Annotated in this window: 25 protein-coding genes; 17 read left to right on the forward strand and 8 right to left on the reverse strand. The window is 72.1% G+C overall.

Annotated elements, in window-relative coordinates; genetic code table 11:
- The first annotated feature begins 53 nt into the window (after positions 1-53).
- The 10 genes from ACFY23_RS08565 (at position 54) to polA (ending at position 11,977) form a co-directional block, all read left to right on the forward strand.
- Positions 54-1,226, forward strand: a complete 1,173-nt coding sequence (locus ACFY23_RS08565) for a hypothetical protein (protein ID WP_350682468.1) — start codon at positions 54-56, stop codon at positions 1,224-1,226.
- Between the two features lie 259 nt (positions 1,227-1,485).
- A complete protein-coding gene (locus tag ACFY23_RS08570) occupies positions 1,486-2,646 on the forward strand; it encodes a branched-chain amino acid ABC transporter substrate-binding protein (protein ID WP_350682470.1) in 1,161 nt (386 codons plus the stop codon).
- A gap of 107 nt (positions 2,647-2,753) precedes the next feature.
- The gene (locus ACFY23_RS08575; protein WP_350682472.1) at positions 2,754-3,704 is read left to right on the forward strand and encodes a branched-chain amino acid ABC transporter permease; all 951 of its coding nucleotides are present in this window, start codon (positions 2,754-2,756) and stop codon (positions 3,702-3,704) included.
- Positions 3,701-4,810 (forward strand): branched-chain amino acid ABC transporter permease, encoded by a 1,110-nt coding sequence (locus ACFY23_RS08580; RefSeq protein WP_350682474.1) that lies wholly within the window; start codon positions 3,701-3,703, stop codon positions 4,808-4,810. Before ACFY23_RS08575 ends, ACFY23_RS08580 begins: the two co-directional genes overlap by 4 nt.
- On the forward strand, positions 4,803-5,648 hold the full coding sequence (locus ACFY23_RS08585; protein ID WP_387037309.1) for an ABC transporter ATP-binding protein: 846 nt from the start codon (positions 4,803-4,805) through the stop codon (positions 5,646-5,648). Before ACFY23_RS08580 ends, ACFY23_RS08585 begins: the two co-directional genes overlap by 8 nt.
- Positions 5,638-6,348: an ABC transporter ATP-binding protein gene (locus ACFY23_RS08590; RefSeq protein ID WP_350682476.1), complete on the forward strand. Its 711-nt coding sequence runs from the start codon at positions 5,638-5,640 to the stop codon at positions 6,346-6,348. Before ACFY23_RS08585 ends, ACFY23_RS08590 begins: the two co-directional genes overlap by 11 nt.
- A gap of 33 nt (positions 6,349-6,381) precedes the next feature.
- The gene (locus tag ACFY23_RS08595) at positions 6,382-7,293 is read left to right on the forward strand and encodes an ABC transporter substrate-binding protein (RefSeq protein ID WP_350682478.1); all 912 of its coding nucleotides are present in this window, start codon (positions 6,382-6,384) and stop codon (positions 7,291-7,293) included.
- 2 nt (positions 7,294-7,295) lie between these two features.
- Positions 7,296-8,279: an amino acid ABC transporter permease gene (locus ACFY23_RS08600; protein WP_350682480.1), complete on the forward strand. Its 984-nt coding sequence runs from the start codon at positions 7,296-7,298 to the stop codon at positions 8,277-8,279.
- Complete coding sequence (locus tag ACFY23_RS08605; protein WP_350682482.1) at positions 8,276-9,082, forward strand: amino acid ABC transporter ATP-binding protein; 807 nt, start codon at positions 8,276-8,278, stop codon at positions 9,080-9,082. The genes ACFY23_RS08600 and ACFY23_RS08605 overlap by 4 nt, the downstream gene beginning before the upstream one ends.
- Positions 9,083-9,277: 195 nt before the next feature.
- Positions 9,278-11,977 carry a DNA polymerase I gene (gene polA / locus ACFY23_RS08610; RefSeq protein WP_350682484.1) on the forward strand — a complete coding sequence of 900 codons (2,700 nt, stop codon included), beginning with the start codon at positions 9,278-9,280 and terminating at the stop codon, positions 11,975-11,977.
- A 152-nt stretch (positions 11,978-12,129) separates the two neighbouring features.
- On the opposite strand, the gene ACFY23_RS08615 is transcribed toward polA, so the two are convergent.
- The 4 genes from ACFY23_RS08615 to ACFY23_RS08630 are packed head-to-tail and all read right to left on the reverse strand — an operon-like array spanning position 12,130 to position 14,277.
- Positions 12,130-12,558, reverse strand: coding sequence for a DUF3140 domain-containing protein (locus ACFY23_RS08615; protein WP_350819036.1), 429 nt, complete (start codon positions 12,556-12,558; stop codon positions 12,130-12,132).
- Positions 12,545-12,766 carry a DUF2945 domain-containing protein gene (locus ACFY23_RS08620; protein ID WP_350682145.1) on the reverse strand — a complete coding sequence of 74 codons (222 nt, stop codon included), beginning with the start codon at positions 12,764-12,766 and terminating at the stop codon, positions 12,545-12,547. The genes ACFY23_RS08615 and ACFY23_RS08620 overlap by 14 nt, the downstream gene beginning before the upstream one ends.
- 45 nt (positions 12,767-12,811) lie before the next feature.
- On the reverse strand, positions 12,812-13,414 hold the full coding sequence (locus ACFY23_RS08625) for a Uma2 family endonuclease (RefSeq protein WP_350682147.1): 603 nt from the start codon (positions 13,412-13,414) through the stop codon (positions 12,812-12,814).
- Positions 13,415-13,470: 56 nt separating this feature from the next.
- Positions 13,471-14,277 carry a class I SAM-dependent methyltransferase gene (locus ACFY23_RS08630; RefSeq protein WP_350682149.1) on the reverse strand — a complete coding sequence of 269 codons (807 nt, stop codon included), beginning with the start codon at positions 14,275-14,277 and terminating at the stop codon, positions 13,471-13,473.
- 390 nt (positions 14,278-14,667) lie between these two features.
- Here ACFY23_RS08630 and rpsA point away from each other — a divergent pair, with 390 nt between their 5' ends.
- Entirely contained in the window at positions 14,668-16,158 is a 1,491-nt protein-coding gene (rpsA, locus tag ACFY23_RS08635) for a 30S ribosomal protein S1 (RefSeq protein ID WP_350682151.1), read from the forward strand.
- A 73-nt stretch (positions 16,159-16,231) separates the two neighbouring features.
- Here rpsA and ACFY23_RS08640 read toward each other — a convergent pair whose 3' ends face one another.
- Together ACFY23_RS08640 and ACFY23_RS08645 are read right to left on the reverse strand one after the other, a co-directional pair.
- Positions 16,232-16,870, reverse strand: coding sequence for a GyrI-like domain-containing protein (locus tag ACFY23_RS08640; protein WP_350682153.1), 639 nt, complete (start codon positions 16,868-16,870; stop codon positions 16,232-16,234).
- Positions 16,851-17,387, reverse strand: coding sequence for a PadR family transcriptional regulator (locus tag ACFY23_RS08645; RefSeq protein ID WP_350682155.1), 537 nt, complete (start codon positions 17,385-17,387; stop codon positions 16,851-16,853). The genes ACFY23_RS08640 and ACFY23_RS08645 overlap by 20 nt, the downstream gene beginning before the upstream one ends.
- Before the next feature lie 128 nt (positions 17,388-17,515).
- Here ACFY23_RS08645 and coaE point away from each other — a divergent pair, with 128 nt between their 5' ends.
- Complete coding sequence (coaE, locus tag ACFY23_RS08650) at positions 17,516-18,697, forward strand: dephospho-CoA kinase (protein WP_350682157.1); 1,182 nt, start codon at positions 17,516-17,518, stop codon at positions 18,695-18,697.
- Between the two features lie 4 nt (positions 18,698-18,701).
- Here coaE and ACFY23_RS08655 read toward each other — a convergent pair whose 3' ends face one another.
- Positions 18,702-20,183, reverse strand: coding sequence for a hypothetical protein (locus tag ACFY23_RS08655; RefSeq protein WP_350682159.1), 1,482 nt, complete (start codon positions 20,181-20,183; stop codon positions 18,702-18,704).
- Positions 20,184-20,483: 300 nt separating this feature from the next.
- Here ACFY23_RS08655 and uvrB point away from each other — a divergent pair, with 300 nt between their 5' ends.
- Both uvrB and ACFY23_RS08665 read left to right on the forward strand, forming a co-directional pair.
- Positions 20,484-22,592 (forward strand): excinuclease ABC subunit UvrB, encoded by a 2,109-nt coding sequence (uvrB, locus tag ACFY23_RS08660; protein WP_350682161.1) that lies wholly within the window; start codon positions 20,484-20,486, stop codon positions 22,590-22,592.
- Between the two features lie 236 nt (positions 22,593-22,828).
- Positions 22,829-23,689, forward strand: coding sequence for a helix-turn-helix transcriptional regulator (locus ACFY23_RS08665; RefSeq protein WP_350682163.1), 861 nt, complete (start codon positions 22,829-22,831; stop codon positions 23,687-23,689).
- 125 nt (positions 23,690-23,814) lie between these two features.
- On the opposite strand, the gene ACFY23_RS08670 is transcribed toward ACFY23_RS08665, so the two are convergent.
- Positions 23,815-24,108, reverse strand: a complete 294-nt coding sequence (locus ACFY23_RS08670) for an antibiotic biosynthesis monooxygenase (protein WP_350682165.1) — start codon at positions 24,106-24,108, stop codon at positions 23,815-23,817.
- Positions 24,109-24,207: 99 nt separating this feature from the next.
- Here ACFY23_RS08670 and pnuC point away from each other — a divergent pair, with 99 nt between their 5' ends.
- Genes pnuC through ACFY23_RS08685 form a run of 3 tightly spaced genes read left to right on the forward strand, consistent with a single transcriptional unit; the run spans position 24,208 to position 26,053 of the window.
- Positions 24,208-24,861 carry a nicotinamide riboside transporter PnuC gene (pnuC, locus tag ACFY23_RS08675; protein ID WP_350682167.1) on the forward strand — a complete coding sequence of 218 codons (654 nt, stop codon included), beginning with the start codon at positions 24,208-24,210 and terminating at the stop codon, positions 24,859-24,861.
- Complete coding sequence (locus ACFY23_RS08680; protein ID WP_350682169.1) at positions 24,858-25,850, forward strand: AAA family ATPase; 993 nt, start codon at positions 24,858-24,860, stop codon at positions 25,848-25,850. Before pnuC ends, ACFY23_RS08680 begins: the two co-directional genes overlap by 4 nt.
- Entirely contained in the window at positions 25,847-26,053 is a 207-nt protein-coding gene (locus tag ACFY23_RS08685) for a hypothetical protein (protein WP_350682171.1), read from the forward strand. Before ACFY23_RS08680 ends, ACFY23_RS08685 begins: the two co-directional genes overlap by 4 nt.
- Positions 26,054-26,166: the final 113 nt, after the last annotated feature.

Consider the following 26,166-nt stretch of genomic DNA (forward strand, 5'->3'; position numbering starts at 1 on the left):
ACGCGCGCGACGGGGCCGCGCGGCGGGCCGGTCGATCGATAACATCTGATCGCATGTGGACCTCGCGGCGGCTGGTGGCGGTGCTCGGTGTCCTCGCCGCGCTGCTGGCCGGTTGTGACCGGGCCCCGGCGGAGCCCGCCGCCGAGCCGCTGCGCCCGGAGTGGCAGCCGCTGACCCTGCCCGTGCCGCCGGGCGCGGCCGGCCGGCCGCTGCTGCGCGACGCCGTGGCCTGCGCCGGCCGGTGGTACGTGGTGGGCGGGCTGGCCGACGCGGCGGGGGAGACCCGGCCGGCGGCCTGGAGCAGCGCCGACGGCGCGTCGTGGTCGGCGCTGCCGGTGGCGGCGTCGAGCTTTTACGGCCGCCAGCACGTGCTGTACGCGGCCGCCTGCCGGGACGGGCGGGTGGCGGCGCTCGGGGCGAAGAACGGCGGTGTGCACGGCAATCCCCGCACGGGCACCTGGGCACAGGCCCCGGACGGCGCGCTGCGGGAGGTGCCGGCCCCGTTCGAGCTGTATGCGGGGCCGCGGGCGGTCAGCGTGGCCCGGCTGGCCGCGGGGCCGGCGGGTTGGCTGATCGCGGGGGCGCGGGTCGACGGGGCGGCGGTCTGGACGTCGCCGGACGGCGAGCGGTTCACCATCCGGGAGGGCGTGCCGGAGCTCGCCGGCGACGGGCGCGGCCGGACGGTGGCGTACGACGCGGTGGCGGTGCCGTCGGGTTGGTGGGTCGTGGGCGCGGTGCTGCCGCCGGGCGCGACCGCGCTGGCACCCCTGGCGTGGACCTCGGCGGACGGTGTTGCCTGGCGGCGGGTGGCGTTGCCGGCGGGGGACGGGCGTGGGCAGGCGCAGCGGGTGGCGTCGGTGGGCGACGGCGGGCTGGTGGCGGTCGGTCCGGTGGTCGGGGGGTTCGCGGCCTGGCGGCTGGCCGGGGGCGAGTGGCGGCGGGTCGGTGGATTCGGCGCGCCGGGGCCGGGGGTGTCGTCGGTCGACGGTCTGGTGCCGGCCGGGCGTGCTCTGGTGGCGGTGACCGGGGACGGCGGCGGTCACGGACTGTGGCTCTCGGTTGATTCGGGGGATTCGTGGCGGACGATGGCGATGCCTGCCGTGGTGCCCGACGGTGGCAACACGGCGGTGGCAGCGGCGGCGCAGGGAGATCGACTGGTGTTGGTCGCCGATGACGGCCAGGCGTCCCGTGCCTGGTGGGCGGGGTTGTCGGCCGTCGATCGGTAGGGGGTGGGCGCTGACCTGCCCGTTACCGACGAAACGAAGGCGAAGGGCATTCACGGCCGACGGTTCTTACAGCGATCGTTTCCGATCCGCCACGGCGTGTAACGGTTCGGTCAACCCGCTCCGTTGGGGCTTTCGTCACAGCTGAAAGGTGGGATAGCGTCCGGCCCCAGACCGGCGACGACGGTCTGGTTCGTCCGCCCCCGCAAGGGCCAATAGGCAGCGGGTGGTTCGGACCATGGGACGGAGGAGGGTTCGGGCCTTGAGGCAGAAGCTCGCGCGCGTTATCGGTGGGGCCGCCATGCTGGCGCTCGTCGCTGGCGTCACCGCATGCGGCAGCGGTGGCGACGACACGGCGTCCGGTGGCGAAGCCTGTGGCAACAAGATCGCGTTCTTCGGTGCGCTGACCGGCAGCTCGGCGGCGCTCGGCATCAACGAGAACAACGGCGTCAAGCTGGCCGTCGACAAGTACAACAAGGAGAACGCCGACTGCAAGGTCGAGCTGGTCTCCCTGGACTCGCAGGGCAGCCCGGACCAGGCCCCGGGTCTGGCCCAGAAGGCCATCGACGACACGAAGATCCTCGGCATCGTCGGCCCGGCCTACTCGGGTGAGTCGGAGGCCGCCGGCCCGCTGTTCAACGAGGCCGGTCTGGTCACCATCACCCCCTCCGCGACCCGTCCGAGCCTTGCGGAGCAGGGCTGGAAGACGTTCTTCCGCGCGGTCGGCAACGACTTCAGCCAGGGCCCGGCGGCCGGCAACTACATCAAGAACGTGCTCAAGGCCGACAAGGTCTACGTCATCGACGACCAGTCCGCGTACGGCGCCGGCCTGGCCGACGAGGTCAAGAAGCTGCTCGGCCCGGCGGTCGTCGGCTCCGACAAGGTCCAGGGCGAGGGCAAGCAGACCGAGTTCTCCGCCGTGGTCACCAAGGTCAAGGCCGCGAACGTCAAGGCGATCTTCTACGGTGGCTACTACCAGGAGGCCGGCCTGATCCGCAAGCAGCTCACCGCTGCCGGGGTCACCGCTCCCCTGATCGCCGGCGACGGCGTGAACGACGCCGCGTACATCACCTCCGCGGGTGCGGCGGCGGCCGAGGGCACCATCCTCACCTGCCCGTGCCAGCCGGCCACCGAGGCGCGCGGCACCTTCGCCCAGGAGTACAAGGCCCTCAACGGCGCCGACCCGGGCACCTACAGCGACACGGCCTACGACGCGGCGAACATCCTGCTCGCCGGCATCAAGGCGGGCAAGACCACCCGTGAGGGCCTGCTGGAGTTCGTGAAGGGCTACAGCGGCGAGGGCGTCGCGGCGAGCTACAAGTTCGTCGAGGGCGGCGAGCTCGACCCCGCGCAGGTCAAGGTCTGGGCCTTCAAGGTCCAGGGCGGCAAGGTCGTCCCGGACCAGGAGATCCCCAAGTCCTGACGCCGGTCGCTGCTACAGCGATTGAGTTGTGATCGCGGGTGCGGCCGGGAGCTCGCTCCCGGCCGCACCCCCTTTTTCTCTCCAGACCCTGATGGAGCGTCCCTCCCTTGAACTTCGACGGACTGTTCTCCAACTTCGGAGAACTCACCACGACCGGCCTGACGCAGGGTGCGATCTACGCCCTGGTCGCGCTGGGATACACGCTGGTCTACGGCGTGCTGAGACTCATCAACTTCGCCCACTCCGAGGTCTTCATCGCCGGCGCGTTCTTCGCGCTGTGGAGCTGGAACTGGTTCGGCCTGGACCAGGACTCGCAGGTCAACGGCGTCGGCATGGTCATCTTCTACCTCTTGGTCGCGGCGCTCGTGGCGGCGGTCGCCTCGGCCGGCACCGCGACGCTCATCGAGCGGGTGGCGTACCGGCCGCTGCGTAAGCGCAACGCGCCGCCGCTGGCCTTCCTGATCACCGCGATCGGCGCCTCCATCGCCATCGCGGAGGCGTTCGGCGTCTACACCCGCCGGTTGCCGCAGGGCGCGCCGGCCCTGGTCAGCTCCAAGCCGCTGTTCCACATCGCCGGGGTGCCGATCGACGCCATCCAGCTGCTGACCATCGGGTCCGCGCTGGTGATGATGATCGCGCTGGACATGTTCATCAACCGCAGCCGGGTCGGCCGCGGCATCCGGGCGGTGGCCCAGGACGCCAACACCGCCGCGCTGATGGGCGTGAACAAGGACCGGATCATCCTGATGGTCTTCGTCGCCGGTGGCGCGATGGCCGGCGTCGCGGGCCTGCTCTACGACGTGCGGATCCAGACCCTCACCTACAGCGTCGGCTTCCTGCTGGGCCTCAAGGCGTTCACCGCCGCGGTGCTGGGCGGCATCGGCAACCTGCGCGGCGCGCTGTTGGGCGGCCTGCTGCTCGGCGTGATCGAGAACTACGCGTCCGGCCTGTTCGGTTCCCAGTGGAAGGACTTCGCCGCGTTCGCGGTGCTGGTGGTGCTGCTGATGTTCCGGCCGACCGGTCTGCTGGGTGAGTCGCTGGGGAGGGCACGGGCATGACGACCGTCCTGGAGAAGGTGCGCTCCGGCCGCGAGGCGGCCGGGGAACGGTGGCGCGGGGCGCCGCGCTGGGTGCGCTGGGCGCTGCTGGCCGCGGTGATCGTGTTCTTCTACGCGCTGCCGAACAAGGAGTTCTACCAGTACCTGGGGCCGATCCCGACCCCCGGTGCGAACTTCACCCAGGTGATGTTCACCGTCTCGATCTACGTGCTGCTGGCCGTCGGCCTGAACATCGTCGTCGGCTTCGCCGGCCTGCTCGACCTCGGCTACTTCGGCTTCTTCGCCGTCGGCGCGTACACGGTGGCGGTGCTGACCTCGCCGAGCAGCGACATCAAGACGCTGTGGCCGTGGCTGCTGGCGGTGCCGGTGGCGATCGCGCTGACCATGGTCTCCGGCGTGATGCTCGGTACGCCGACCCTGCGGCTGCGCGGCGACTACCTGGCGCTGGTGACGCTCGGCTTCGCCGAGATGATCCGGATCGCGGCGGTCAGCTCGGAGTTCCTGAAGGGGCAGCGGGGCTTCAACCAGATCCCGCACCCGCCCGGCCAGTACGCCGACGGCAAGCCGGTCTTCGGCGTGCTCGACGCCCGGCCGTACTACTGGCTGGTGCTCACGCTGATCATCCTGGTGGTGATCGGGGTGCGGAACCTGACCCACAGCCGCGTCGGGCGGGCCTGGGTCTCGATCCGCGAGGACGAGGACGCGGCGCAGCTGATGGGCGTGCCGACGTTCAAGTTCAAGCTGTGGGCGTTCGCGGCGGGCGCGGCGATCGCCGGCCTGGCCGGCGCGCTCTTCGCGGGCAAGCAGAACTTCGTCAACTCGCAGAACTTCGAGCTGCTGAACTCGATCATCATCCTGGCCGCGGTCATCTTCGGCGGCTCCGGCAACATCGTCGGCGCGATCGTCGGCGGCGGCCTGGTGGCGTACATGATCGAGCGGTTCCGCGGCATCGAGCTGTTCGGCATCGAGCTGTACGAGTTCCGGTTCCTGTTCTTCGGCCTGGTGCTGGTGGTCATGATGATCGTCCGGCCGGAGGGTCTGATCCCGAACCGACGACGCGCGGCGGAGTTCAAGGACCGCCGCAAGGAGGTGACCGTCGGTGAGTGACACCGAGCAGACGCCGGCCGTCCCGGCGCAGGCCGGCGCGCCGGCCGTGGAGGCGGTGCCCACCCGGGAGCCGCTGCTGGAGGTCGACAACGTCACGCTGCGCTTCGGCGGCGTGGTCGCGCTGAACGAGGTGGACTTCACCCTGTACAAGGGGGAGATCCTCGGACTGATCGGCCCGAACGGCGCCGGCAAGACCACCTGCTTCAACGCGATGACCGGCATCTACCAGCCCACGGAGGGGCAGATCCGGTTCCGCGGCCAGAAGATCAGCGGCAAGAAGCGGCACCAGATCACCAAGATGGGCATGGCGCGGACGTTCCAGAACATCCGCCTCTTCCCCGAGATGACCGCACTGGAGAACGTCCTGGTCGGCGCGGACGCGCACCACAAGACCAGCGTCATCTCCGCGCTGTTCCGCCTGCCGCGGTATTGGAAGGAGGAGCGCGAGGGCCGGGAGAAGGCCGAGCGCCTGCTGGAGTTCGTCGGCATCCGCAAGCGGATGCACGAGTTCGCCCGCAACCTCTCCTACGGCGAGCAGCGGCGGCTGGAGATCGCCCGCGCGCTGGCCACCGACCCGGTGCTGCTCTGCCTCGACGAGCCGGCCGCCGGCTTCAACCCGGCGGAGAAGGAGGAACTGCTCCAGCTCATCCGGCAGATCCGGGACACCGGCGTGACCGTGCTGCTCATCGAGCACGACATGCGCCTGGTCATGGGGGTCACCGACCGGATCGTGGTGCTGGAGTTCGGAAAGAAGATCGCCGAGGGGCTGCCCGCCGAGGTGCGGGAGAACCCGAAGGTGATCGCGGCGTACCTGGGGGTGCCGGACGATGCTGCTTGAGATCGACGATGTGAGCCTGCTGTACGGGCGGATCCAGGCGCTGCACGGCATCAGCCTGACGGTGGACGAGGGCGAGATCGTCGCCCTGATCGGCGCCAACGGCGCCGGCAAGTCGACCACGATGCGGGCCATCTCCGGGATCCGGCCGGTCGCCAGCGGGAGCATCCGGTTCAACGGTGAGGACATCACCAAGCTCCGGGCCGACCTGCGGGTCAGGCGGGGGCTGTGCCAGGCGCCGGAGGGCCGGGGCATCTTCCCGGGCATGACGGTGCTGGAGAACCTGGACATGGGCGCCTACACCCGGCGGGACCGGGCCGGCATCGCCCAGGACCTCGACCGGGTGCTGACTCTCTTCCCGCGCCTGGCGGAGCGGCGCAAGCAGGCCGGGGGTACTCTTTCCGGCGGCGAGCAGCAGATGCTGGCGGTCGGCCGGGCGTTGATGAGCCGGCCGAAGCTGCTGCTGCTCGACGAGCCCTCGATGGGTCTGGCGCCGATGCTGATCCAGCAGATCTTCGACATCATCACGGAGATCAACGAGCAGGGCACCACCATCCTGCTGGTCGAGCAGAACGCCCAGCAGGCCCTGGCCCGGGCGCACCGGGCGTACGTGCTGGAGACTGGTCGGATCGTCAAGAGCGGGACCGGCGCGGACCTGCTGCACGACCCGGCGGTCAAAGAGGCATACCTCGGCGTGGCCTGACCGGCTGCCACCCCTCACCGCAAGGAGAACGACATGTTCCACATCTCTGGTGGCCGCCGAGCCGTGCTCGGCGCCACGGGTGCCGCGCTGCTTGCCCTCTCGCTCGCCGGCTGCGGCGAGAAGGAGAGCACCGAGCAGCCCGGCGCCGGCCCCAGCGTCACCGCCGCCGCCGACTCGGCGCTGGCCGCGAAGGTGCCCGACGCCATCAAGGCCGACGGCGTGATCAAGGTCGGCACCGACTCGACGTACGCCCCGGCGGAGTTCCTCGACGCCGACGGCAAGACGGTCGTCGGCTTCGACGTCGAGCTGTTCAACGCCGTCGCGCAGAAGCTTGGCCTCAAGGCCGAGTACGAGTCGGCGCCGTTCGACTCGATCCTGCCCGGCGTGGACTCCGGCAAGTACGAGATCGGCGTCTCCTCGTTCACGATCAACGCCGAGCGGATGAAGACCGTGAACATGGTCAGCTACTTCTCCGCGGGCACCCAGTGGGCGACCAAGTCGGGCAACCCGGCCAAGATCGACCCGAACGACGCCTGCGGCAAGAAGATCGCCGTGCAGGTCGGCACCGTGCAGCTCGACGACATCACCGCCCGGTCGAAGAAGTGCACCGACGCCGGCAAGCCGGCGATCACCATCGACCAGTACCAGGCGCAGAGCGACGCCACCGCCGCTGTGGTCAGCGGCAAGGACGACGCCATGCTGGCCGACTCGCCGGTCGGCGCGTACGCGGTGAAGCAGAGCAACGGCCAGCTGGAGCTGCTCGGCGACATCTACGAGTCGGCCCCGTACGGCTACGCGGTGAAGAAGGACCAGGCCGCGTTCGCCGAGGTGCTGAAGGAGGCCGTGCAGGCGGTCATCGCCGACGGCACCTACGAGACCGCGCTGAAGAAGTGGGGCGTCGAGGGCGGCGCCATCACGACCCCGGCGCTGAACCCGACCAGCTGAGCATGTCGGTCGAAAAAACTGACACACCCGAGCGGGCACGGCCGGAACCCATCCGGGCCGTGCCCGTGCGGCATCCCGGGCGGTGGGTCGCCGTCGGCGTGATCGGGGTGCTGGTGGCCATGTTCGTCCACCTGCTGGTGACGAACAAGGCGTTCAACTGGTCGTTCATGGTCGACGAGATGTTCCGCCCGCCGATCATGGAGGGGGTGCGCGGAAGCCTCGCGCTGCTCGTGACCGCCATGCTGATCGGTATCGGGCTGGGCGTCGTCATCGCCATCATGCGGCTGTCGGAGAACCCGATCCTGCGCGGCGTCGCCTGGGCGTACACCTGGTTCTTCCGGGCGGTGCCCCGGCTGGTGCTGGCGATCCTCTTCGGCAACCTGGGGATCCTGTGGGCGCGGATCGAGTTCGGGCTGCCCTTCGACCGGCAGATCGGCGCACTGTTCGGGGTCAACGACTTCGAGGCGCGGTTGTTCGGCTTCTCCGCCGTGGAGATCCTGACCGGCTTCGTCGCCGGCATGCTGGCGCTGGGCCTGTCCGAGGCCGCCTACATGGCGGAGATCGTCCGGGCCGGCATCCAGTCGGTCGACGAGGGCCAGACGGAGGCCGCCCAGGCGCTGGGCATGACCCGTGGCCAGATCCTGCGCCGCATCGTGCTGCCGCAGGCCATGCGGGTGATCGTCCCGCCGACCGGCAACGAGACCATCGCCATGCTCAAGGACACCTCGCTGGTGGCCTTCGTGCCGGTGTCCACCGAGCTGTTCTTCCAGCTCAGGGCCGTCGGTAGTCGGACCTTCCAGGTCTTCCCGATGTTGGTCGCGGCGACCATCTGGTATCTGCTGCTGACCAGCGTGCTGCTGGTCGGGCAGTACTACCTGGAGCGGCACTTCTCCAAGGGCGTCGGGCGCAGCGGGCGGGCGAGGACCAAGCTGCGCGGCATCGCCGCGGAGGCGGGCGGCACGACCGGGAAGGTGGACGGCGCATGACCAAGGTGACGGTGCCGGAGGCCGGCGCGCCGACGGTGGAGTCCGGGCCGATGGTCCGGGCCGAGCAGGTGCACAAGTCGTTCGGGTCGGTCGAGGTGCTCAAGGGCATCGACCTGGAGGTCCGCAGCGGCGAGGTGTGCTGCCTGCTGGGGCCCTCCGGCTCCGGCAAGTCGACGTTCCTGCGCTGCATCAACCACCTGGAGAAGATCAACGCCGGCCGGATCCGGGTGGACGGCGAGCTGATCGGCTACCGCGAGCGCGGCGGCAAGCTGCACGAGATGCGGGAGAAGGAGGTGGCCGCCCAGCGCCGCTCGATCGGCATGGTGTTCCAGCGGTTCAACCTCTTCCCGCACATGACCGCTCTGCAGAACGTCGCCGAGGCGCCGGTGCTGCTGGGCCTGGGCCGGAAGGCGGAGGCCCGGGAGCGGGCCGCCGCCCTGCTGGAGCGGGTGGGGCTGGGCGACAAGCTCGGCAACTATCCCGGTCAGCTCTCCGGCGGCCAGCAGCAGCGGGTGGCGATCGCCCGGGCGCTGGCCATGCAGCCGAAACTGATGCTCTTCGACGAGCCCACCAGCGCGCTCGACCCGGAGCTGGTCGGCGAGGTGCTCGACGTGATGAAGGACCTCGCCCGCGACGGCATGACGATGATCGTGGTGACCCACGAGATCGGCTTCGCCCGCGAGGTCGGTGACTCGCTGGTGTTCATGGACGGCGGCGTCGTGGTCGAGTCGGGCAACCCGCGCGAGGTGATCGCCAACCCCCGGCACGACCGGACGAAGGCGTTCCTGGCCAAGGTGCTCTGACGGGGGACGCCGGCGCGGCCCGCACGGGCCGTGCCGGCGTCCGCGCCGGGTCGGCGACGTGCCGTGCCGATGGCGCCCGTGCCGTTCCGTGGTGTGGTCCGCTGGTGGGGCTCGTGCCGATTCGGTGACGTGGCGTGGCGGTGGCGGCCGTGCCGGTGTCCCGGACTGTCGGGGCGGGCGGCTAGAGTCGCTCGCGTGACAGCTACGACGCCGCGCCTGCTCCTCGTCGACGGACACTCCCTGGCATACCGGGCGTTCTTCGCCCTGCCGGTGGAAAACTTCTCCACCACGACGGGGCAGCCGACCAACGCGGTCTACGGCTTCACGTCCATGCTGATCAACGTGCTGCGCGACGAGCAGCCGACGCACATCGTCGTCGCCTTCGACGTCTCCCGCCGCTCCTTCCGCACGGATAAGTACGCGGAGTACAAGGCCGGCCGCAGCGAGACCCCGACCGACTTCAAGGGCCAGGTGAGCCTGGTCAAGGAGGTCCTCGCGGCGCTGCGCATCCCGGTGGTGGAGAAGGAGGGCTACGAGGCCGACGACGTCATCGCCACCCTCGCCTGCCAGGCCCGCGACCAGGGCATGTCGGTGCTGATCACCACCGGCGACCGGGACGCGTTCCAGCTCGTCGGCGACCAGATCACCGTGCTCTACCCGCGCAAGGGCGTCTCGGACCTGGCCCGGATGGACCCGGCGGCGGTGGAGGCGAAGTACGGCGTCGCCCCGGACCGCTACCGCGACCTGGCCGCCCTGGTCGGCGAGACCAGCGACAACCTGCCCGGCATCCCCGGCGTCGGTCCGAAGACCGCCGCGAAGTGGATCAACGCGTACGGCGGCGTCGACGGGGTCGTCGCGCGGGCCGACGAGATCAAGGGCAAGGCCGGCGACAGCCTGCGCGAGCGGCTCGCCGACGTGATCCGCAACTACGAGATCAACTGCCTCGTCTCCGACCTGGAGCTGCCGCTGCGCCCCGAGGACGCCCGCTGGCAGGGGTGGGACCGCGAGGCGGTCCACCAGGTCTTCGACACCCTCGAGTTCCGCATCCTGCGCGACCGGCTCTACCAGTACCTGGAGGCGGTGGAGCCGGAGGCCGAGGCCGGCTTCGAGCTGTCCGGCGAGGTGCTCACCGCGCCCGGGGCGGTGGCCGGGTGGCTGGAGACGCACGCCCCGGCCGGCACCCCCGTGGGCGTCGCGGTGAAGCTCGACACCGGGCCCAACCGCCGGCACACCGCCTCCGTGATCGGCATGGCCCTGGCGACCGCCGGCGGCGCGGCGGCCTGGCTCGACCCCGCCACCCTGGAGCCGGCCGACGAGGCGGCCCTGGCGGCCTGGCTGGCCGACGAGGCGCGGCCCAAGGTGCTGCACGACAGCAAGCCGGCCGTGCTCGCGTTCGCCGCGCACGGCTGGCGCCTGGAGGGCATCCTCCGCGACACGCAGATCGCCGCCTACCTGGCCCGCCCCGACCAGCGCTCCTACGACCTGACCGACCTGGCGCTGCGCTACCTGCACCGCGAGCTGCGGGTCGACGCGCCGGAGACCGGCCAGCTCACCCTCGACGGCCTCGGCAACGACGGCGAGGCGGAGCAGAACCTGATGCTCCAGGCCCGGGCCACCCTCGACCTCGCCGACGCCATCGACGCCGAGCTCTCCCGCGACGGTGAGCAGTCCGCCCGGCTGATGGCCGGGGTGGAGCTGCCGCTGATGCGGGTGCTCGCCGGCATGGAGCGCACCGGCATCGCCGCCGACACGCACTACCTCTCCGAGTTGGAGGCGCACTTCGCCGCCGAGGTGAAGGCCGCCGCCCAGGGGGCGTACGCGGCGGTGGGGCGGGAGTTCAACCTCGGCTCGCCGAAGCAGTTGCAGGAGATCCTCTTCGGCGAGCTGGGGCTGCCCAAGACCAAGAAGATCAAGACCGGTTACACCACCGACGCCGACGCCCTCCAGTGGCTCTACGCGCAGAACCCGCACCCGGTGCTGGCCCACCTGCTGCGCCACCGGGACGTGGCCAAGCTCAAGACCACCGTCGACGGCCTGCTCAAGTCGGTCTCCGACGACGGGCGCATCCACACGACGTTCAACCAGACGGTGGCGGCCACCGGCCGGCTCTCCTCGACCGAGCCCAACCTGCAGAACATCCCGATCCGCACCGAGGAGGGGCGGCGGATCCGCCGCGCCTTCGTCGTCGGGGAGGGCTACGAGTGCCTGCTCACCGCCGACTACAGCCAGATCGAGATGCGCATCATGGCGCACCTGTCGTCGGACGACGCGCTCATCGAGGCGTTCAACTCGGGCGCCGACTTCCACGCCGCCACCGCCTCGTCGGTCTTCGGGGTGCCCCTCGACGAGGTCACCGCGGACCAGCGGCGCAAGATCAAGGCGATGAACTACGGCCTGGCGTACGGGCTGAGCGCGTTCGGCCTCTCCCAGCAGCTCGGCATCACCGCCGAGGAGGCGCGCGGGCTGATGGAGGACTACTTCGCCGGCTTCGGCGGGGTGCGCGACTACCTCCAGGAGGTCGTCGCCCGGGCCCGCCACGACGGCTACACCTCGACGATCCTGGGTCGCCGGCGCTACCTTCCCGACCTGGTCAGCGACAACCGGCAGCGCCGGGAGATGGCCGAGCGGATGGCGCTCAACGCCCCGATCCAGGGCTCGGCCGCCGACATCATCAAGGTGGCCATGCTGCACGTCGACACCGCGCTGCGCGAGGCGGGCCTGGGCTCGCGGATGCTGCTCCAGGTGCACGACGAGTTGGTGTTCGAGGTCGCTCCGGGCGAGCGGGAGGCCCTCGAGGCGCTGGTGCGGCGGGAGATGGGCGGGGCGTACCCGCTGTCGGTGCCGCTGGAGGTCTCCGTCGGTGAGGGGCGCGACTGGAACAGCGCCGACCACTGAGTGTCGTCGTGGTGGGGTTCCGGGGCGGGCCGACCCGCTCCGGTCAGGCTTGATCCCTGCGCGGGTCGGCCCGCCCCGGGCCCGTCGCGGTCGGCGTCGTGTCGGCCCGGTCCGGCGTAGCAGCCCTGCCGGGCGGCGTGGCCGGGTCCGGTTCAGCGTCCCGGTCCCCGGCGGGCCTTCGGCGGGGCGCCGTGCCGATCCAGGGCCTTCCGGGACGGCCCACCGGGCGGCGGAAGCGGGGCCTTCACGGGATCGTGACCCCAGTTCATCAGGGAGTACCGCCACCGGGTCTGGCGCACGTCGCCGCTGGGTCGCTGCGCCATGTGCCGCCGGACGTACCCGACGACCTTGCGCATGTGCCGGTAGTCGGCCTCGGAGAGTTGGTCGCGCTTGCGGCGCAGCAGGCTGATGATCCTGCGGCCGGACTCGTGGCCCACCGACTCGCCGCCCTTGGTGCCCTTCCGCCAGCCGACATGCTTCGACTCGTCGGTCTCCAGCCACGTCGACAACTCGCCCGGCTTCATGTTCACCGCCTCGGTGAACTCCCGGTAGATGTCCCGACCCTCGTCATCCCGACTCATGGCGCAGCACCTCCGGTCGGTGGGCGACGTCCCGGCCCGAGTCGTCGTTGCGGATCCGGTACTGCGGGTGCTCCGGGGACGCGTTCACGGCGTGCCCGCGTACATGCGTCCGGTCGATCAGCTTCTCCTTGACCACGCCGTACGCCCGGCCGCTGTGACTGGCCCAGGAGACGTGGTCGCCCTTGCGGAACTCGTTCTGCTCGGCCATGCCTGGCGGGTACCCGGCGTCGATGCCCCGAAACGACGGGGCCGGCTACGGGGTGATCTCGGCGATCGGCAGCTTGATCTCGAACGGCTCGCTGAGTTCGACCAGATCGGCGCTGTCGGTGATCAGTTCGTACTGCCGTTCTCCGCCCGGCCCGAGCCGGTCGCCCCGACGGTAGGCGTAGAGGTGGACGGGGTCCTGCTCGATACGCCAGTAGTACGGGATGCCGGCGGCGGCGTACTCACCCGGCTTGGCGAACCTGTCGGTGCGCCGCGTGCCCGGCGACACCACCTCCACGGCGAGGATGACGTCGTCAGGCACGAGCAGTGACCGGTCGGGGGTCACCTCGGCCCGGCGCAGCAGCACGTCCGGCTGCCGGCTGGTGTTCGCGTTGAGGGCCACGCCGACGGCCTGTGCGGCGCGGAGGTGGGCGGGGGCGTGGGTCCGCAGCCACAGCCAGAGCAGGCTGGAGATGTCCTGGTGGCCCAGGGTGGGGGAGGGTGTCACCTGGATGACTCCGTCGACGAGTTCGACGCGGGGGGCGTCGTCCGGCAGGTTGAGCAGGTCCTCCAGCGTGTAGTCCGCACGTTGCTGCCGGATCGGGTCAGGACACCAGGGGCCAGGTGGTGTCGCGATCGGCTCGGCGCTCACCGGCTCAGCGTAACCCTGCGGGCGGCCCCGGACGTCGCACCGACTGTCCGGCAATCTCAGGCGGGCTTCTCGGCGACGAAGATGGCGGTGCCGGGGAAGAGGCGGCCGCGCAGCGGGCTCCACTGCCCCCAGATCCCCTCGTGCCCCTCGGGCCACTCCGGCTCGACCAGGTCGACCAGGCGGAACCCGGCGCCCACGATCTCCCGGACCCGGTCGCCGAGCGTGCGGTGCTGCTCGACGTAGGTGGCCTCGCCGGTCTCGTCCTGCTCGACGTAGGGGGAGCGGTCGAAGTACGAGTGCGTCGCGGTCAGCCCGCCCTCGCCCGGGTCGTCGAGGAAGATCCACCGCATCGGGTGGGTCACCGAGAACACCCAGCGACCGCCGGGGCGCAGCACCCGGAACACCTCGCGCATCACCGCCGCCGAGTCGGCCACGAACGGGATCGCCCCGAACGCCGTGCAGGCGGTGTCGAACGCCGCGTCGGCGAACGGCAGCGCCAGCGCGTCGGCCTGCGCCAGCGGCACGCGTACGCCGGTGCGCGCGGCGGCGAGCGCGGCGTGCCGCAGCATGCCGGCGGACAGGTCCATGGCGACCGGCCGGGCACCCTGGGTGGCGAGCCACCGCGCGGCGGCCGCGGCGCCGCAGCCGACCTCCAGCACCCGCCGCCCGGCCAGGTCGCCCAGCAGCCGTACGTCCGCCTCGCGCATCCCCTCGGGGCACCAGACGAAGTCGAGGTCGCCGAGGAACCCGCCGTGCTCGGCCTGGTAGTCGTCGGCGTCGGTGTCCCACCAGCGGCGGCTGGCGCGCCGGGCCTCGGCGTCGCCCACCCCGCGCCGGGTCACCCGGCTGCTGTCGTCGTCCACGCGCCCACGCTAGTGCCAGTGTGTCGGCGGGCGGCGGGGCCCCGGGCGCGGCGGAGGGCGGGTGGCGCTACGGTTCCGGTGGTGCCGCTGTGACGGGCGCGACAGGTGAGGCGCCTTCCTACCGAAATCTCCGCTTTCGCAGGTGGCGAGGCGGCGAGAGGACGGGAGGCCTTGCACGCTGTGGTAATGCAGCGGGTAGGCTAGACGATGCGCTCGCGGATCGTGTGCCTCGGCAGGGAGCAGGTGCGCGGTCTCCGGGACCACTGGCGGAGTTACCTCCATGATCTCACTCGATCTTTCGGTGTGCCCGGCGACGGATCTGCTGGCGCGAACAGGTCACCGCGACACCAGCCTGCTGTGACACACCATCCGACCGGAGCAACCGCCCACATGACGAGCAGCATCGAGGCCCCCTCGAGCGCCACCCGGGTCACCCACGACGATCTCGGTTCCGAGGAGGCTTTCCTCGCCGCGATCGACGAGACCATCAAGTACTTCAACGACGGCGACATTGTCGAAGGCACCGTCGTCAAGGTCGATCGGGACGAGGTCCTGCTCGACATCGGCTACAAGACCGAGGGCGTCATCCCCTCTCGGGAGTTGTCGATCAAGCACGACGTGGACCCGGCCGAGGTCGTTTCGGTTGGTGATCACATCGAGGCCCTGGTCCTCCAGAAGGAGGACAAGGAGGGTCGTCTGATCCTCTCCAAGAAGCGGGCGCAGTACGAGCGGGCCTGGGGCACCATCGAGAAGATCAAGGACGAGGACGGCGTCGTCCGCGGCTCGGTCATCGAGGTGGTCAAGGGCGGCCTCATCCTCGACATCGGGCTGCGGGGCTTCCTGCCCGCCTCCCTGGTCGAGATGCGCCGCGTGCGGGACCTGCAGCCGTACGTCGGCCGCGAGCTCGAGGCCAAGATCATCGAGCTGGACAAGAACCGCAACAACGTGGTCCTGTCCCGCCGGGCCTGGCTGGAGCAGACGCAGTCCGAGGTGCGCACCGAGTTCCTCAACAAGCTGCAGAAGGGCCAGGTCCGCAAGGGCGTCGTGTCCTCGATCGTCAACTTCGGCGCGTTCGTCGACCTGGGCGGCGTGGACGGCCTGGTGCACGTCTCCGAGCTGTCCTGGAAGCACATCGACCACCCGTCCGAGGTCGTCGAGGTGGGCCAGGAGGTCGAGGTCGAGGTCCTGGACGTCGACCTGGACCGCGAGCGGGTCTCGCTGTCGCTGAAGGCGACCCAGGAGGACCCGTGGCGGCAGTTCGCCCGCACCCACGCGATCCAGCAGATCGTGCCGGGTAAGGTCACCAAGCTGGTGCCGTTCGGCGCCTTCGTCCGGGTGGACGACGGCATCGAGGGCCTGGTCCACATCTCCGAGCTGGCCGAGCGCCACGTGGAGATCCCGGAGCAGGTCGTCCAGGTCGGCTCCGAGGTCATGGTCAAGGTCATCGACATCGACCTGGAGCGCCGCCGGATCTCGCTGTCGCTCAAGCAGGCCAACGAGGGCTTCGTCGAGGGCGAGGAGAACTTCGACCCGACCCTCTACGGCATGGCCGCGACCTACGACGCCGAGGGCAACTACATCTACCCGGAGGGCTTCGACCCGGAGACGGGCGAGTGGCTCGAGGGGTACGACAAGCAGCGCGAGACCTGGGAGAACCAGTACGCCGAGGCCCGTCAGCGCTGGGAGGCCCACACCAAGCAGGTGCAGACCTCCCGCGCCGCCGACGCCGAGGCCGCTGCCAACCCGGCTCCGGCCGTCACCGGTGGCACCACCACCACGACCAGCGCGGCCCCGAGCCGGCAGGCCGAGGAGCCGGCCGGCACCCTGGCCACCGACGAGGCGCTCGCCGCTCTGCGGGAGAAGCTCGCCGGCGGCAAGTGACCCGCTGAACGACGGACAGGGCCCCGTCTCCGCGATCGCGAGATCGTCGGGGGCGGGGCCCTCGCCGTTCTGCCTACGCACTCGGCGTGGCGGCGGTGGTGACCGGTTGCCTCAGGATGGTGCGTTGCTTCTCGGGAGCGACCTTGCGGAAGTCGCTGAGGTAGATCTCGTGGTGTCTGCCGACCATCCGCAACCCGTTGCCCGGCACGAACTCACGGTGCAGGCGCGCCAGCACCTCGGCTTCGTCGTCGAAGGAACCGACGTGCAGCGTCTGCACGCACGGCCCCTCGGACAGCGTCCCCAGACGGGTGTCGTCGAGCCGCGACGGACGATTCCTGGCCCCGGCCTGCTCCACGGCGGCGGTGAACATGTCCTGGTCGATCCAGTCCGGGGTCATGATCATCAGCGTCCAGTTCCACCGCGACTTGTCGCGCTTCGCGGCGAAGGAGTCCATGTCCTCGGCCCACCACAGGCCCTCCAGGGGTGGGACGACGTAGTCGCGTCCGAGGTCTCGCTTGCTGGCGAACTTCAGCTTGTAGGCCACCGGGTAGAGGGCTTCGACGGCGTCGGTGAACGCCGGTGAGGTGTTCGGGTCGCCGTGGCCGTCGATCATGAGGTACTGCATGTCGGGCACGTCCACGATCCGGAACTGGCCTCGTTTGGCCTGATAGGCGTCGATGGTCCTCTTGAAGTCAGTCTTGATGTCCGTCATCAGGCACCTGGGCTCGGGCGGCGAGCCACTGCCTTTCTGCCTCCAGGAGGCTCAGTGAGTACGAGAACACCTCCCGCGCCGGCCGCGGGAGGGGGGCCTGCGCCTGCTGCGCCACCTGGACCGACTCGATGCGGGCTTCGACCCGCGCCAACCGGGTGCGCAGCGCCTGCGCGTACTCCCGATCGGAGAGCAGGGGCAGGTTGGCGACACCGACGAGAAGCGGGTGCGGGACCGGCCGTGGCTCCTCGATGAGCGCCAGCGCGGTGCGCGCCGCGACCTCCCGGCCCGCTGCGGTGGCGTGGAACACCCGGCGGGACTTCGGGGCGGCGGGAGCCTCGGGAACGTGGACCAGACCGCGCTTCTCCAGCTTGGCGAGCAGGTAGTAGATCGAGGAGAACCCGACGTCGGACCACTGCCGGATGCCGCGTTGCGCGATCACCTGCTCCAGGTCGTAGCCGTGCCGGGCGCGTTCGATGACCAAGCCCAGCACGGTCAGCTCGGCGGGAGTCAGCTCCACGGCCCTATTCTATTACTAGAATAGGCTCGGGGAATGATCTCCGGGACGTACCTTCAGGAGTTGGGGCCAGTGCCCGGGCGAGGTGCCCCGGTGCCGGCGGCGCGGCGGTGATCCGGTTGACTGGTGCCGTGCTGAAGGTGGGACTGACCGGGGGGATCGGATCCGGCAAGAGCGCGGTGGCGGCCCGGCTGGCCGAGCGTGGCGCGGTGGTCGTCGACGCCGACCGGGTGGCCCGGGAGGTGGTCGCGCCGGGCACCGAGGGGCTGGCCGAGATCGTCGCCGCCTTCTCCGACCGGGTCCTCGACGCCGGCGGGGCCCTCGACCGGGCGGCGCTGGGCGCGGTGGTCTTCGCCGACGAGGCGGCCCGGCGCCGGCTGGAGGGGATCATCCATCCCCGCGTACGGGCCCGCACGGCCGAACTGGCCGCTGCGGCGGCGCCCGACGCGATCGTGGTCAACGACGTGCCGCTGCTGGTGGAGGTGGGGCTCGCGCCCACGTACCACCTGGTGGTCGTGGTGCAGACGGCGGTGGCCACCCGGTTGGCGCGGCTGGCCCGCGACCGCGGCATGGACCGGGCGGAGGCCGAGCGGCGGATCGCCGCGCAGGCCGACGACGCCCGACGCCGGGCCGCGGCGGACGTGGTGCTGACCAACGACGGCAGCCTCGCCGACCTGCACGCGGCGGTCGACGCGCTGTGGCAGGAGCGGCTGCTGCCCTACGAGGCGAACCTGCGCGAGCGGCGACCGGTGCGGCCGCACCGCGTCGTGCTGACCGAGGCCGACCCGACCTGGCCGCAGCAGTACGCGCGGCTCGCCGCCCGGATCCGGCACGCGATCGCCCCCACCGACCTGCGGATCGACCACATCGGCTCGACCGCGGTTCCCGGCCTCGCCGCCAAGGACGTGATCGACATCCAGCTCGCCGTGCCGACCCTCGCCGACGCGGACGGCCCGCTGGCCGAGCGGCTCGCCGCCGCGGGCTTCCCGCGCCTGACCGGCGACTGGTGGGACAACCCCCGACTGCCCGGCAGCGGCCGGTGGGAGAAGCGGCTGCACGGCAGCGCCGATCCGGGCCGCCCCGTCTACCTGCACGTCCGCGCCGTGGACTCGCCGGGCTGGCGGTACGCGCTGCTGATGCGCGACCACCTGCGGGCCGACCCGGACCAGCGGGCGGCCTACCTGCTGCTGAAGCGGGAACTGGCCGCCTCGGCCCCCGACAGCGCCACCTACACCACCGCCAAGGACCCGTGGTTCGACGAGGAGCATCTGCGCGCCGAGGAGTGGGCGGCACAGACCGGCTGGCGCCCCTGACCGGTCACCGCCCGGCGGCGGACGCTTCCGGGCGCTCCGGCGCCGGCCGGGCAGCGGGCAGCCGGGGCACCGACCCGGGGGCCAGGTCGAGCTGGGCCCAGGCGCCCGACCGGGTGCGCAACTCCAGCCGGCGCAGCACACCGGACCGGTCGATCCAGTAGCGCAGCAGCGCCCCCGACACGCGCAGCTCGACCACGTCCACGGTCTTCCCGCGCAGGCTGTCCCCGCGCACCCGCAGGGCGGCTCCCCGCGGCGCGGGCGGCCGGGCGGCCCGCAGCGCCGCGTCGAGCAGCAGGCCCAGGTCGCCGGCGCGCGTCGGGTCGGCCCGCCAGCCCCGGGCCGGCGGAGGCAGCGGGGGCCGGCCGGGCGCCTCCACCGTGCCGGGAACCGTCGTGGCGGGGACGTCCGCCCGGGTCACGCCGGTCCCGTCGACGCGCAGCAGCGCCCGGCGCTCCGGTGCGGCGAGGTCGGCGACTGCCACGTACGCCGCCCGGCCGGTCCAGCCCACCCAGCCGGCACCGCGCACGTTGGCGCCCTCGGTGAGGGGCCCGGTCAGGGTGACGGTGGCGCCGCCGGCGGCGCGGAGCCGAGCGGGTAGCCGGTCCAGCCGGGCCCGCTCCGCGGCGGTCAGGGCGCGGGGCTGCCCGGGACGGCCGCCGAGGGCGTCGACCGGCCGCAGCGTCGGCCGGTCGGTGCGGGTGAGTTGCACGGTGACCGGCCCCACGCCGGGCAGTCCGGTCTCCAGCCGGTGCAGGCGGGCGTCGCGGTCCAGCCAGTACCGCGGGCGGTCGCCCGTCGCGGAGGTGGGTGACGGTGACGTGCCCGGGGCGGCCGGCGCCTGGAGGATGTCGACGGGCTCCGTCCCGACGGTGGCGCGGCCCACCCATCGGGTGGCATCCGAGGGCGGCTCGGGACGGTTCGCGCCGAGCCCGAAGAGCAGGTCGAGCACAGCGGCGAGCCCGCGCCCGCCGGACGGGTCGTGCAGCCGCCAGCGGTCCGCCGGTGGCACCAGCGGAGGCGGCGCGGCGGTGGGCACCGCCGACGGGTCGGGCCGCAGCACGGCCACGGTCGGCGTGGCCTGTAGCAGGCCGCGTTCGTCGCCCGCGCCGGGCCCGCCGACGTCCAGGTAGACCAGTGGCCGGGACCAGTCGACCCAGCCGACCAGTTCGGTGCGGGCCGACCCGGTGCCCGTGGTCACCCGCACCCCGGCCCGCAGGTCGCGGTAGTTGGTGACCCGCATCGCGGCCAGCCGCTCGCGCTCGTCGCCGGTCAGCGCCCGGGGCTGCTCCGGCCGGTCGGGCGGCCAGCTCAGCAGCCCGGCGACCAGCGCCGCCGCGGAGAGCACGGCCACGACCGCGAGCACCAGCAGGGTGGTGCGCCGGCGGCCGGTCAGCACCCGCGGGATGGCCCCGGTGTGGGCGTCGTCGTGCGGCGGGCGGTCCTGCGGCGGGGAGGTCGGGTCGGCCCGGGCGGCGGAGGTGTCCACGGAAGGTTGAACGGGATTCACCGCCGCGGGGTGACGAGCAGGGGCGCTCGCGGCGGCCGGTCAGCGCCTCGGGCGCGACCACGTCGGGTGCGCACGCCGGGCGTGCCGGGTGCTGCGACCCCTGTGCCGGGGGCGGGCCGGCCGCTGAGGGCCTGGCCGCCTGCCCGGTCGGCCGCCGCGAGCGGCCTACACCGAGAGCGTAGTCCCGTGAAATCGGCCACACAATGGCAATATCGAAGCCGATCACGGACCGACCGTAGTCGGCGCGGGGTGTCGGACCCCCGGCGTACCGTGGAGGTCATGGCGCTCGACATTCCCCGGCTCGACGGCCGCTTCCAGGTCGTCAGCGACTTCCAGCCGGCCGGCGACCAGCCGGCGGCCATCGACGACCTGGAGCGGCGGGTCCGACGCGGCGACCGCAACACGGTGCTGCTCGGCGCGACCGGCACCGGCAAGAGCGCCACCACGGCGTGGCTCGTCGAGCGGTTGCAGCGGCCGACGCTGGTGCTCGCGCCCAACAAGACGCTCTGCGCGCAGCTGGCCAAGGAGTTCAGCGAGCTGCTGCCGCACAACGCGGTGGAGTATTTCGTCTCCTACTACGACTACTACCAGCCCGAGGCCTACATCCCGCAGACCGACACCTACATCGAGAAGGACTCCTCGATCAACGAGGAGGTCGAGCGGCTGCGGCACTCCGCGACGATGTCGCTGCTCACCCGGCGCGACGTGGTGGTGGTGGCCACCGTCTCGGCGATCTACGGCCTGGGCACCCCGGAGGAATACCTCGACCGGGCCGTGCGGGTCGCCGTCGGGCAGGAGCTCGACCGCGACCAGTTGCTGCGCCGCCTGGTCGACATCCAGTACTCGCGCAACGACATGGCCTTCAACCGGGGCACCTTCCGCGTCCGGGGCGACACGCTGGAGATCATCCCGGCCTACGAGGAGCTGGCCGTCCGGATCGAGCTCTTCGGCGACGAGGTGGAGAAGCTCTACTACCTCAACCCGCTCACCGGCGACGTGGTCCGCGAGGTCGACCACCTGCTGATCTTCCCGGCCACCCACTACGCGGCCGGCCCGGAGCGGATGGAGCGGGCGATCCGCGACATCGAGGCCGAGCTGGGCGAGCGGCTGGCCGAGCTGGAGCGGCAGGGCAAGCTGCTGGAGGCCCAGCGGCTGCGGATGCGCACGACCTACGACATCGAGATGATGCGGCAGGTCGGTTTCTGCTCCGGCATCGAGAACTACTCGATGCACATCGACGGCCGGCTGCCCGGCAGCCCGCCGCACTGCCTGCTCGACTACTTCCCCGACGACTTCCTGACGGTCGTCGACGAGTCGCACGTGACCATCCCGCAGATCGGCGGCATGTACGAGGGCGACGCGTCGCGCAAGCGGATGCTGATCGACCACGGCTTCCGGCTGCCCAGCGCGGCCGACAACCGCCCGCTGCGGTTCGACGAGTTCCTGGAGCGGGTCGGTCAGATGGTCTTCCTGTCCGCCACGCCCGGCCCCTGGGAGCTGGAGCAGGCCCAGGGCGAGTTCGTCGAGCAGGTGATCCGGCCGACCGGCCTGATCGACCCCGAGGTGATCGTGAAGCCCACCAAGGGCCAGATCGACGACCTGATGCACGAGATCAAGCTGCGCACCGAGCGGGACGAGCGGGTGCTGGTCACCACGCTGACGAAGAAGATGGCCGAGGACCTGTCCGACTACCTCCTGGAGAACGGCATCCGGGTGCGTTACCTGCACTCCGAGGTCGACACGCTGCGCCGGGTGGAGCTGCTGCGCGAGCTGCGCAAGGGCGACTACGACGTGCTGGTCGGCATCAACCTGCTGCGGGAGGGCCTCGACCTGCCCGAGGTGTCGCTGGTCGCCATCCTCGACGCCGACAAGGAGGGCTTCCTGCGCAGCGGCCGGTCGCTGATCCAGACCATCGGCCGGGCGGCCCGGAACGTCTCCGGCCAGGTCCACATGTACGCGGACAAGATCACTCCGTCGATGGCGGACGCGATCGAGGAGACCAACCGGCGGCGGGCCAAGCAGATCGCGCACAACGAGGCGCACGGCATCAGCCCGGAGCCGCTGCGCAAGAAGATCCACGACATCCTCGACGACATCTACCGCGAGGCGGAGGACACGGAGAACAGCCGCGTCGGCGGGGCGGTGCGGCAGTTGTCCCGGGGCAAGGCGCCGGTGAAGGAGACCCGCAGTCGTGGCCGGGCCGGCGGCGCCGGGCCCGCGCGGGAGGGGATGGCCCGGGCCGAGTTGGCCCAGCTCATCCAGGAGCTCAACGACCAGATGCTGGCCGCGGCCCGGGAGCTGCAGTTCGAGCTGGCCGCCCGGATCCGCGACGAGGTCGCCGACCTGAAGAAGGAGCTGCGCGGCATGGACGCCGCCGGCGTGAAGTGACGGCCCGGCGGAGCCGCCGGCACCCCGCCGGCGGTTCCGCCACGAGGCCGGCCCGTCGCCGAGGACCACCCTCGGGCCTGGCCGGGACCGTCTGCTCGTTCGGCGCGTACCGGCCCCTGACGGGCGGCCGGCGGGGCCCGGTCGGCAACGGGGTTACTAGCCTCGATTGCGGTACGCGAGCGAACTATTGCGCTGGGTGATCGTCCTGCGTACTCTCCCTCGGTGGGGAGGCGGGGATGCCGTTGCCAACGAGTCCGGTCATTCGACGCGCGCGGTTGGGCGCCGAGCTGCGCCAGTTGCGCCGGCGGGAGGGGTTGACGCTGGAGCAGGTCTGCGACCGGCTCGGCTGGGCCTCCACCTCCAAGCTGTCCCGCATCGAGCTGGGGCAGAGCCGGCCGGATCTCGCCGACGTGCTCGACCTGCTCGACGTCTACGAGGTGCCGCCGTCGCAGCGGGAGGCGCTCATCGTCATCGCCCGCGACGCCGCCACCAGTCGTGGCTGGTGGAAGACGCTGGGGGAGATGGGGGAGCGGCAGCGCACCTACGCCGAGCTGGAGGCGGGGGCGGCGACCATCGTGGACTGGCAGCCCGCCGTCGTGCCCGGGCTGCTCCAGACCCCGGCGTACGCGCGGCTGCGGATCGCCGCCGGGCGGCTGCTCGACTCGACGGTGGACGTGGACGCCGACGTGCGCGCCCGCGCGATGCGGCACGAGGTGCTGCGGCGGGCCGACCCGCCCCACTACACGGCGCTGCTCGCCGAGGCGGCCTGCGACGCCGGCGACACCCCGCCGCAGGTGTGGCGGGAGCAACTGCGGCACCTGGTCGACCTGGCCGGCCTGCCGCACGTGACGATCCGGCTGCTGCCCCGGGGCGTCGCCGCGCGGGGCGGGGCGCAGCCGCTCACGCCGTACTCCTGCTACTCGTTCCCCGACCCGGCCGACCCCCGCACGGTGATGCTGGAGGCGTTGACCACCGACGTTCGCCTGGCGACGGTGGCCGACGTCGACCGCTACGACCAGCTCACCGGCTGGCTGCTGGACGCGGCGCTCAGCCCGGAGGAGACGAGCGCGGCGCTGAGCCGGCGTGCCGCAGGGTGATCCCTGCCGGGCGAGCAGAGGAGCGCACCAGACGCCGCGCGGCCACCGGGCCCGGCGCCCCCGAGCCCGTCGGGACCGGCGGCCGGCGCGTGCACGGCGCAGGGTAGGGCAGGGGTACGACAGCCTCAGGCCGGCACGTCCACGAAGTGCTCGACCAGCGGCGGGTTGGCGAAGTACGGGCTGATCAGCGCCCGCCACTGCGCGAAGCGCTCGGTGGCCCGGAAGTTGTCGTTGTGCGCCTCGATCGAGTCCCACTCGACCAGCAGCACGAACCGGGACGGGGACTCCACACCCCGGGTCATCCGCACCGACCGGCAGCCCGGCGTTTCGGCGAGCACCGGGTGCCCCTTGGCGTACGCCGCGGCGAACTCGTCCTCGTGTCCCGGCAGTACGTCGATGAGCGCGACCTCAAGCACCATGCCCGCAGCCTTTCACGTCGCCCCGGCGACCGGCCGCCGCGGGGGCCTGTTCCCGGTGGTCGGGCGGCTCTAGGGTGGGCGCGCGGAAAGGGGAGAGACGTGATCGACTGGCTCACCGGCACGGCGTTCACCGTGGCCGGCACCGGCACCACCCGCGCGGAGCTGTTGGGCTTCGCCACCGGGGTGCTCAACGTCTGGCTGGTGGCCCGGCAGCGGATCGCCAACTGGCCCGTCGGCATCGCCAACGTGCTGCTGCTGATGCTGCTGTTCTGGACCGCGGGCCTGTACGCCGACGCCGGCCTCCAGGTCGTCTACGTCGTCCTGGGCCTGTACGGGTGGTGGGCGTGGCTCTACGGCGGCGAGCGGCGCACCCGGCTGACGGTCCGCCGGACCAGCCGCGGGGAGTGGTGGGCGCTGGGGCTGGCCGGGGCGGCGCTGACCGGCGCGCTGTGGGCGCTGCTGGACCGCGCCACCGACTCGACGGTGCCGCTGCCGGACGCGCTGACCACCGCGTTGTCGCTGCTGGCCACGTACGGCCAGACCCGCAAGCGGGTGGAGAGCTGGTGGCTGTGGATCGCCGCCGACCTGATCTACATCCCGCTGTACGCCTACAAGGGCCTGTATCTCACGGCGGCGCTCTACCTGATCTTCCTCGCGCTCTGCGTGCTCGGGCTGCGCGAGTGGCGGTCGGACCTGCGGCGCGGCACCGGCGCGACCCCGGTGCCGCCCGGTCCGGCCCCGGTGGCGGCGTGACGGCCGCGGCGTCGGCCGGCGAACGCCCGGCGGCGGCCGACGAACGCCCGGTGGAGGGTGGCGGCGGCGCGGCCGGGCCGGTGGCGCCGGAGTTCCGGCACGGGCTGGTGGTGGGCAAGTTCTATCCGCCGCACGCCGGCCACCACGCGCTGATCGAGGCCGCCGCCGCCCGCTGCGCGGCCGTCACCGTGGTGGTGGCCCCGTCGCGCCGGGAGTCGATCCCGCTCGCGCCGCGGCTGGACTGGCTGCGCGAGGTGCACGCGGGCACCCCGTGGGTCCGCTTCGTCGGCCGGTACGACGACCATCCGGTGGACTACGCCGACCCGGCCGTGTGGGACCTGCACTGCGCGGTGTTCCGCGAGGCGCTGGGCGGGCGGCGGGTGGACGCCGTCTTCTCCTCCGAGTCGTACGGCGACGAGCTGGCCCGGCGCTTCGACGCCGTCGGCGTGTGCGTGGACCCGGGGCGGCGGAGCGTGCCGGTCTCCGGGACGGCGGTGCGCGCGGACCCGGCGGGCCACTGGGGCCGGCTCAGCGCGCCGGTGCGGGCGTGGTTCGTGCGGCGGGTGGTGGTGGTCGGCGCGGAGTCGACCGGCACCACCACGATGGCCGCCGCCCTCGCGACGCACTACGGCACCCGCTGGGTCCCCGAGTACGGCCGGGAGTTGACCGAACGGAAGCTGGCCCGGCTGCGCGAGCGGGACCCGGCGGCCACGATCTTCGACGTGGCCTGGGACCGCGCCGACTTCGCCGAGGTGGTCCGGGAGCAGCAGGCGGCGGAGGACGCGGCGGCCCGGTCGTGCGGCCCGCTGCTGTTCTGCGACACCGACGCCCGGGCCACCGCCGTCTGGGAGGAGCGCTACCTCGGGTCGGCGTCGGCGGAGGTGCGCGCGGCGGCCCGGCGGCCCGCGCTGTACCTGCTGACCGACCACGTCGGGTGCCCTTCGACGACGACGGTCTGCGCGACGGGGAGCATCTGCGGGCGTGGATGACGGGGCGGTTCCGGGCGGAGCTGGCCGGGTGCGGGGTGCCGGTGGTCGAGCTGACGGGCCCGCATCCGGAGCGGCTGGCCCGCGCGGTGGCCGCCTGCGACGCGCTGCTCGCGGCCGGCTGGTCGCTGGCCGACCCGCTGGTGCCCGTCGGGACGCCGGCGGAACCGCGCGACACCGTCGCCCGGGAGCACCTAGCCTCCTAGGACGCCCTAGGGGTGGTGCGCCCCGCCCACCGGGAGGGTCCGCGGTTGTCCGTGGGCTAACACACGGGCCACCCGAGGTGCGGTGACTGGGCGTGGTGGGCAAGAATGGCGGA

The organism is Micromonospora sp. NPDC000121, assembly GCF_042899165.1.
Classification (GTDB): domain Bacteria; phylum Actinomycetota; class Actinomycetes; order Mycobacteriales; family Micromonosporaceae; genus Micromonospora.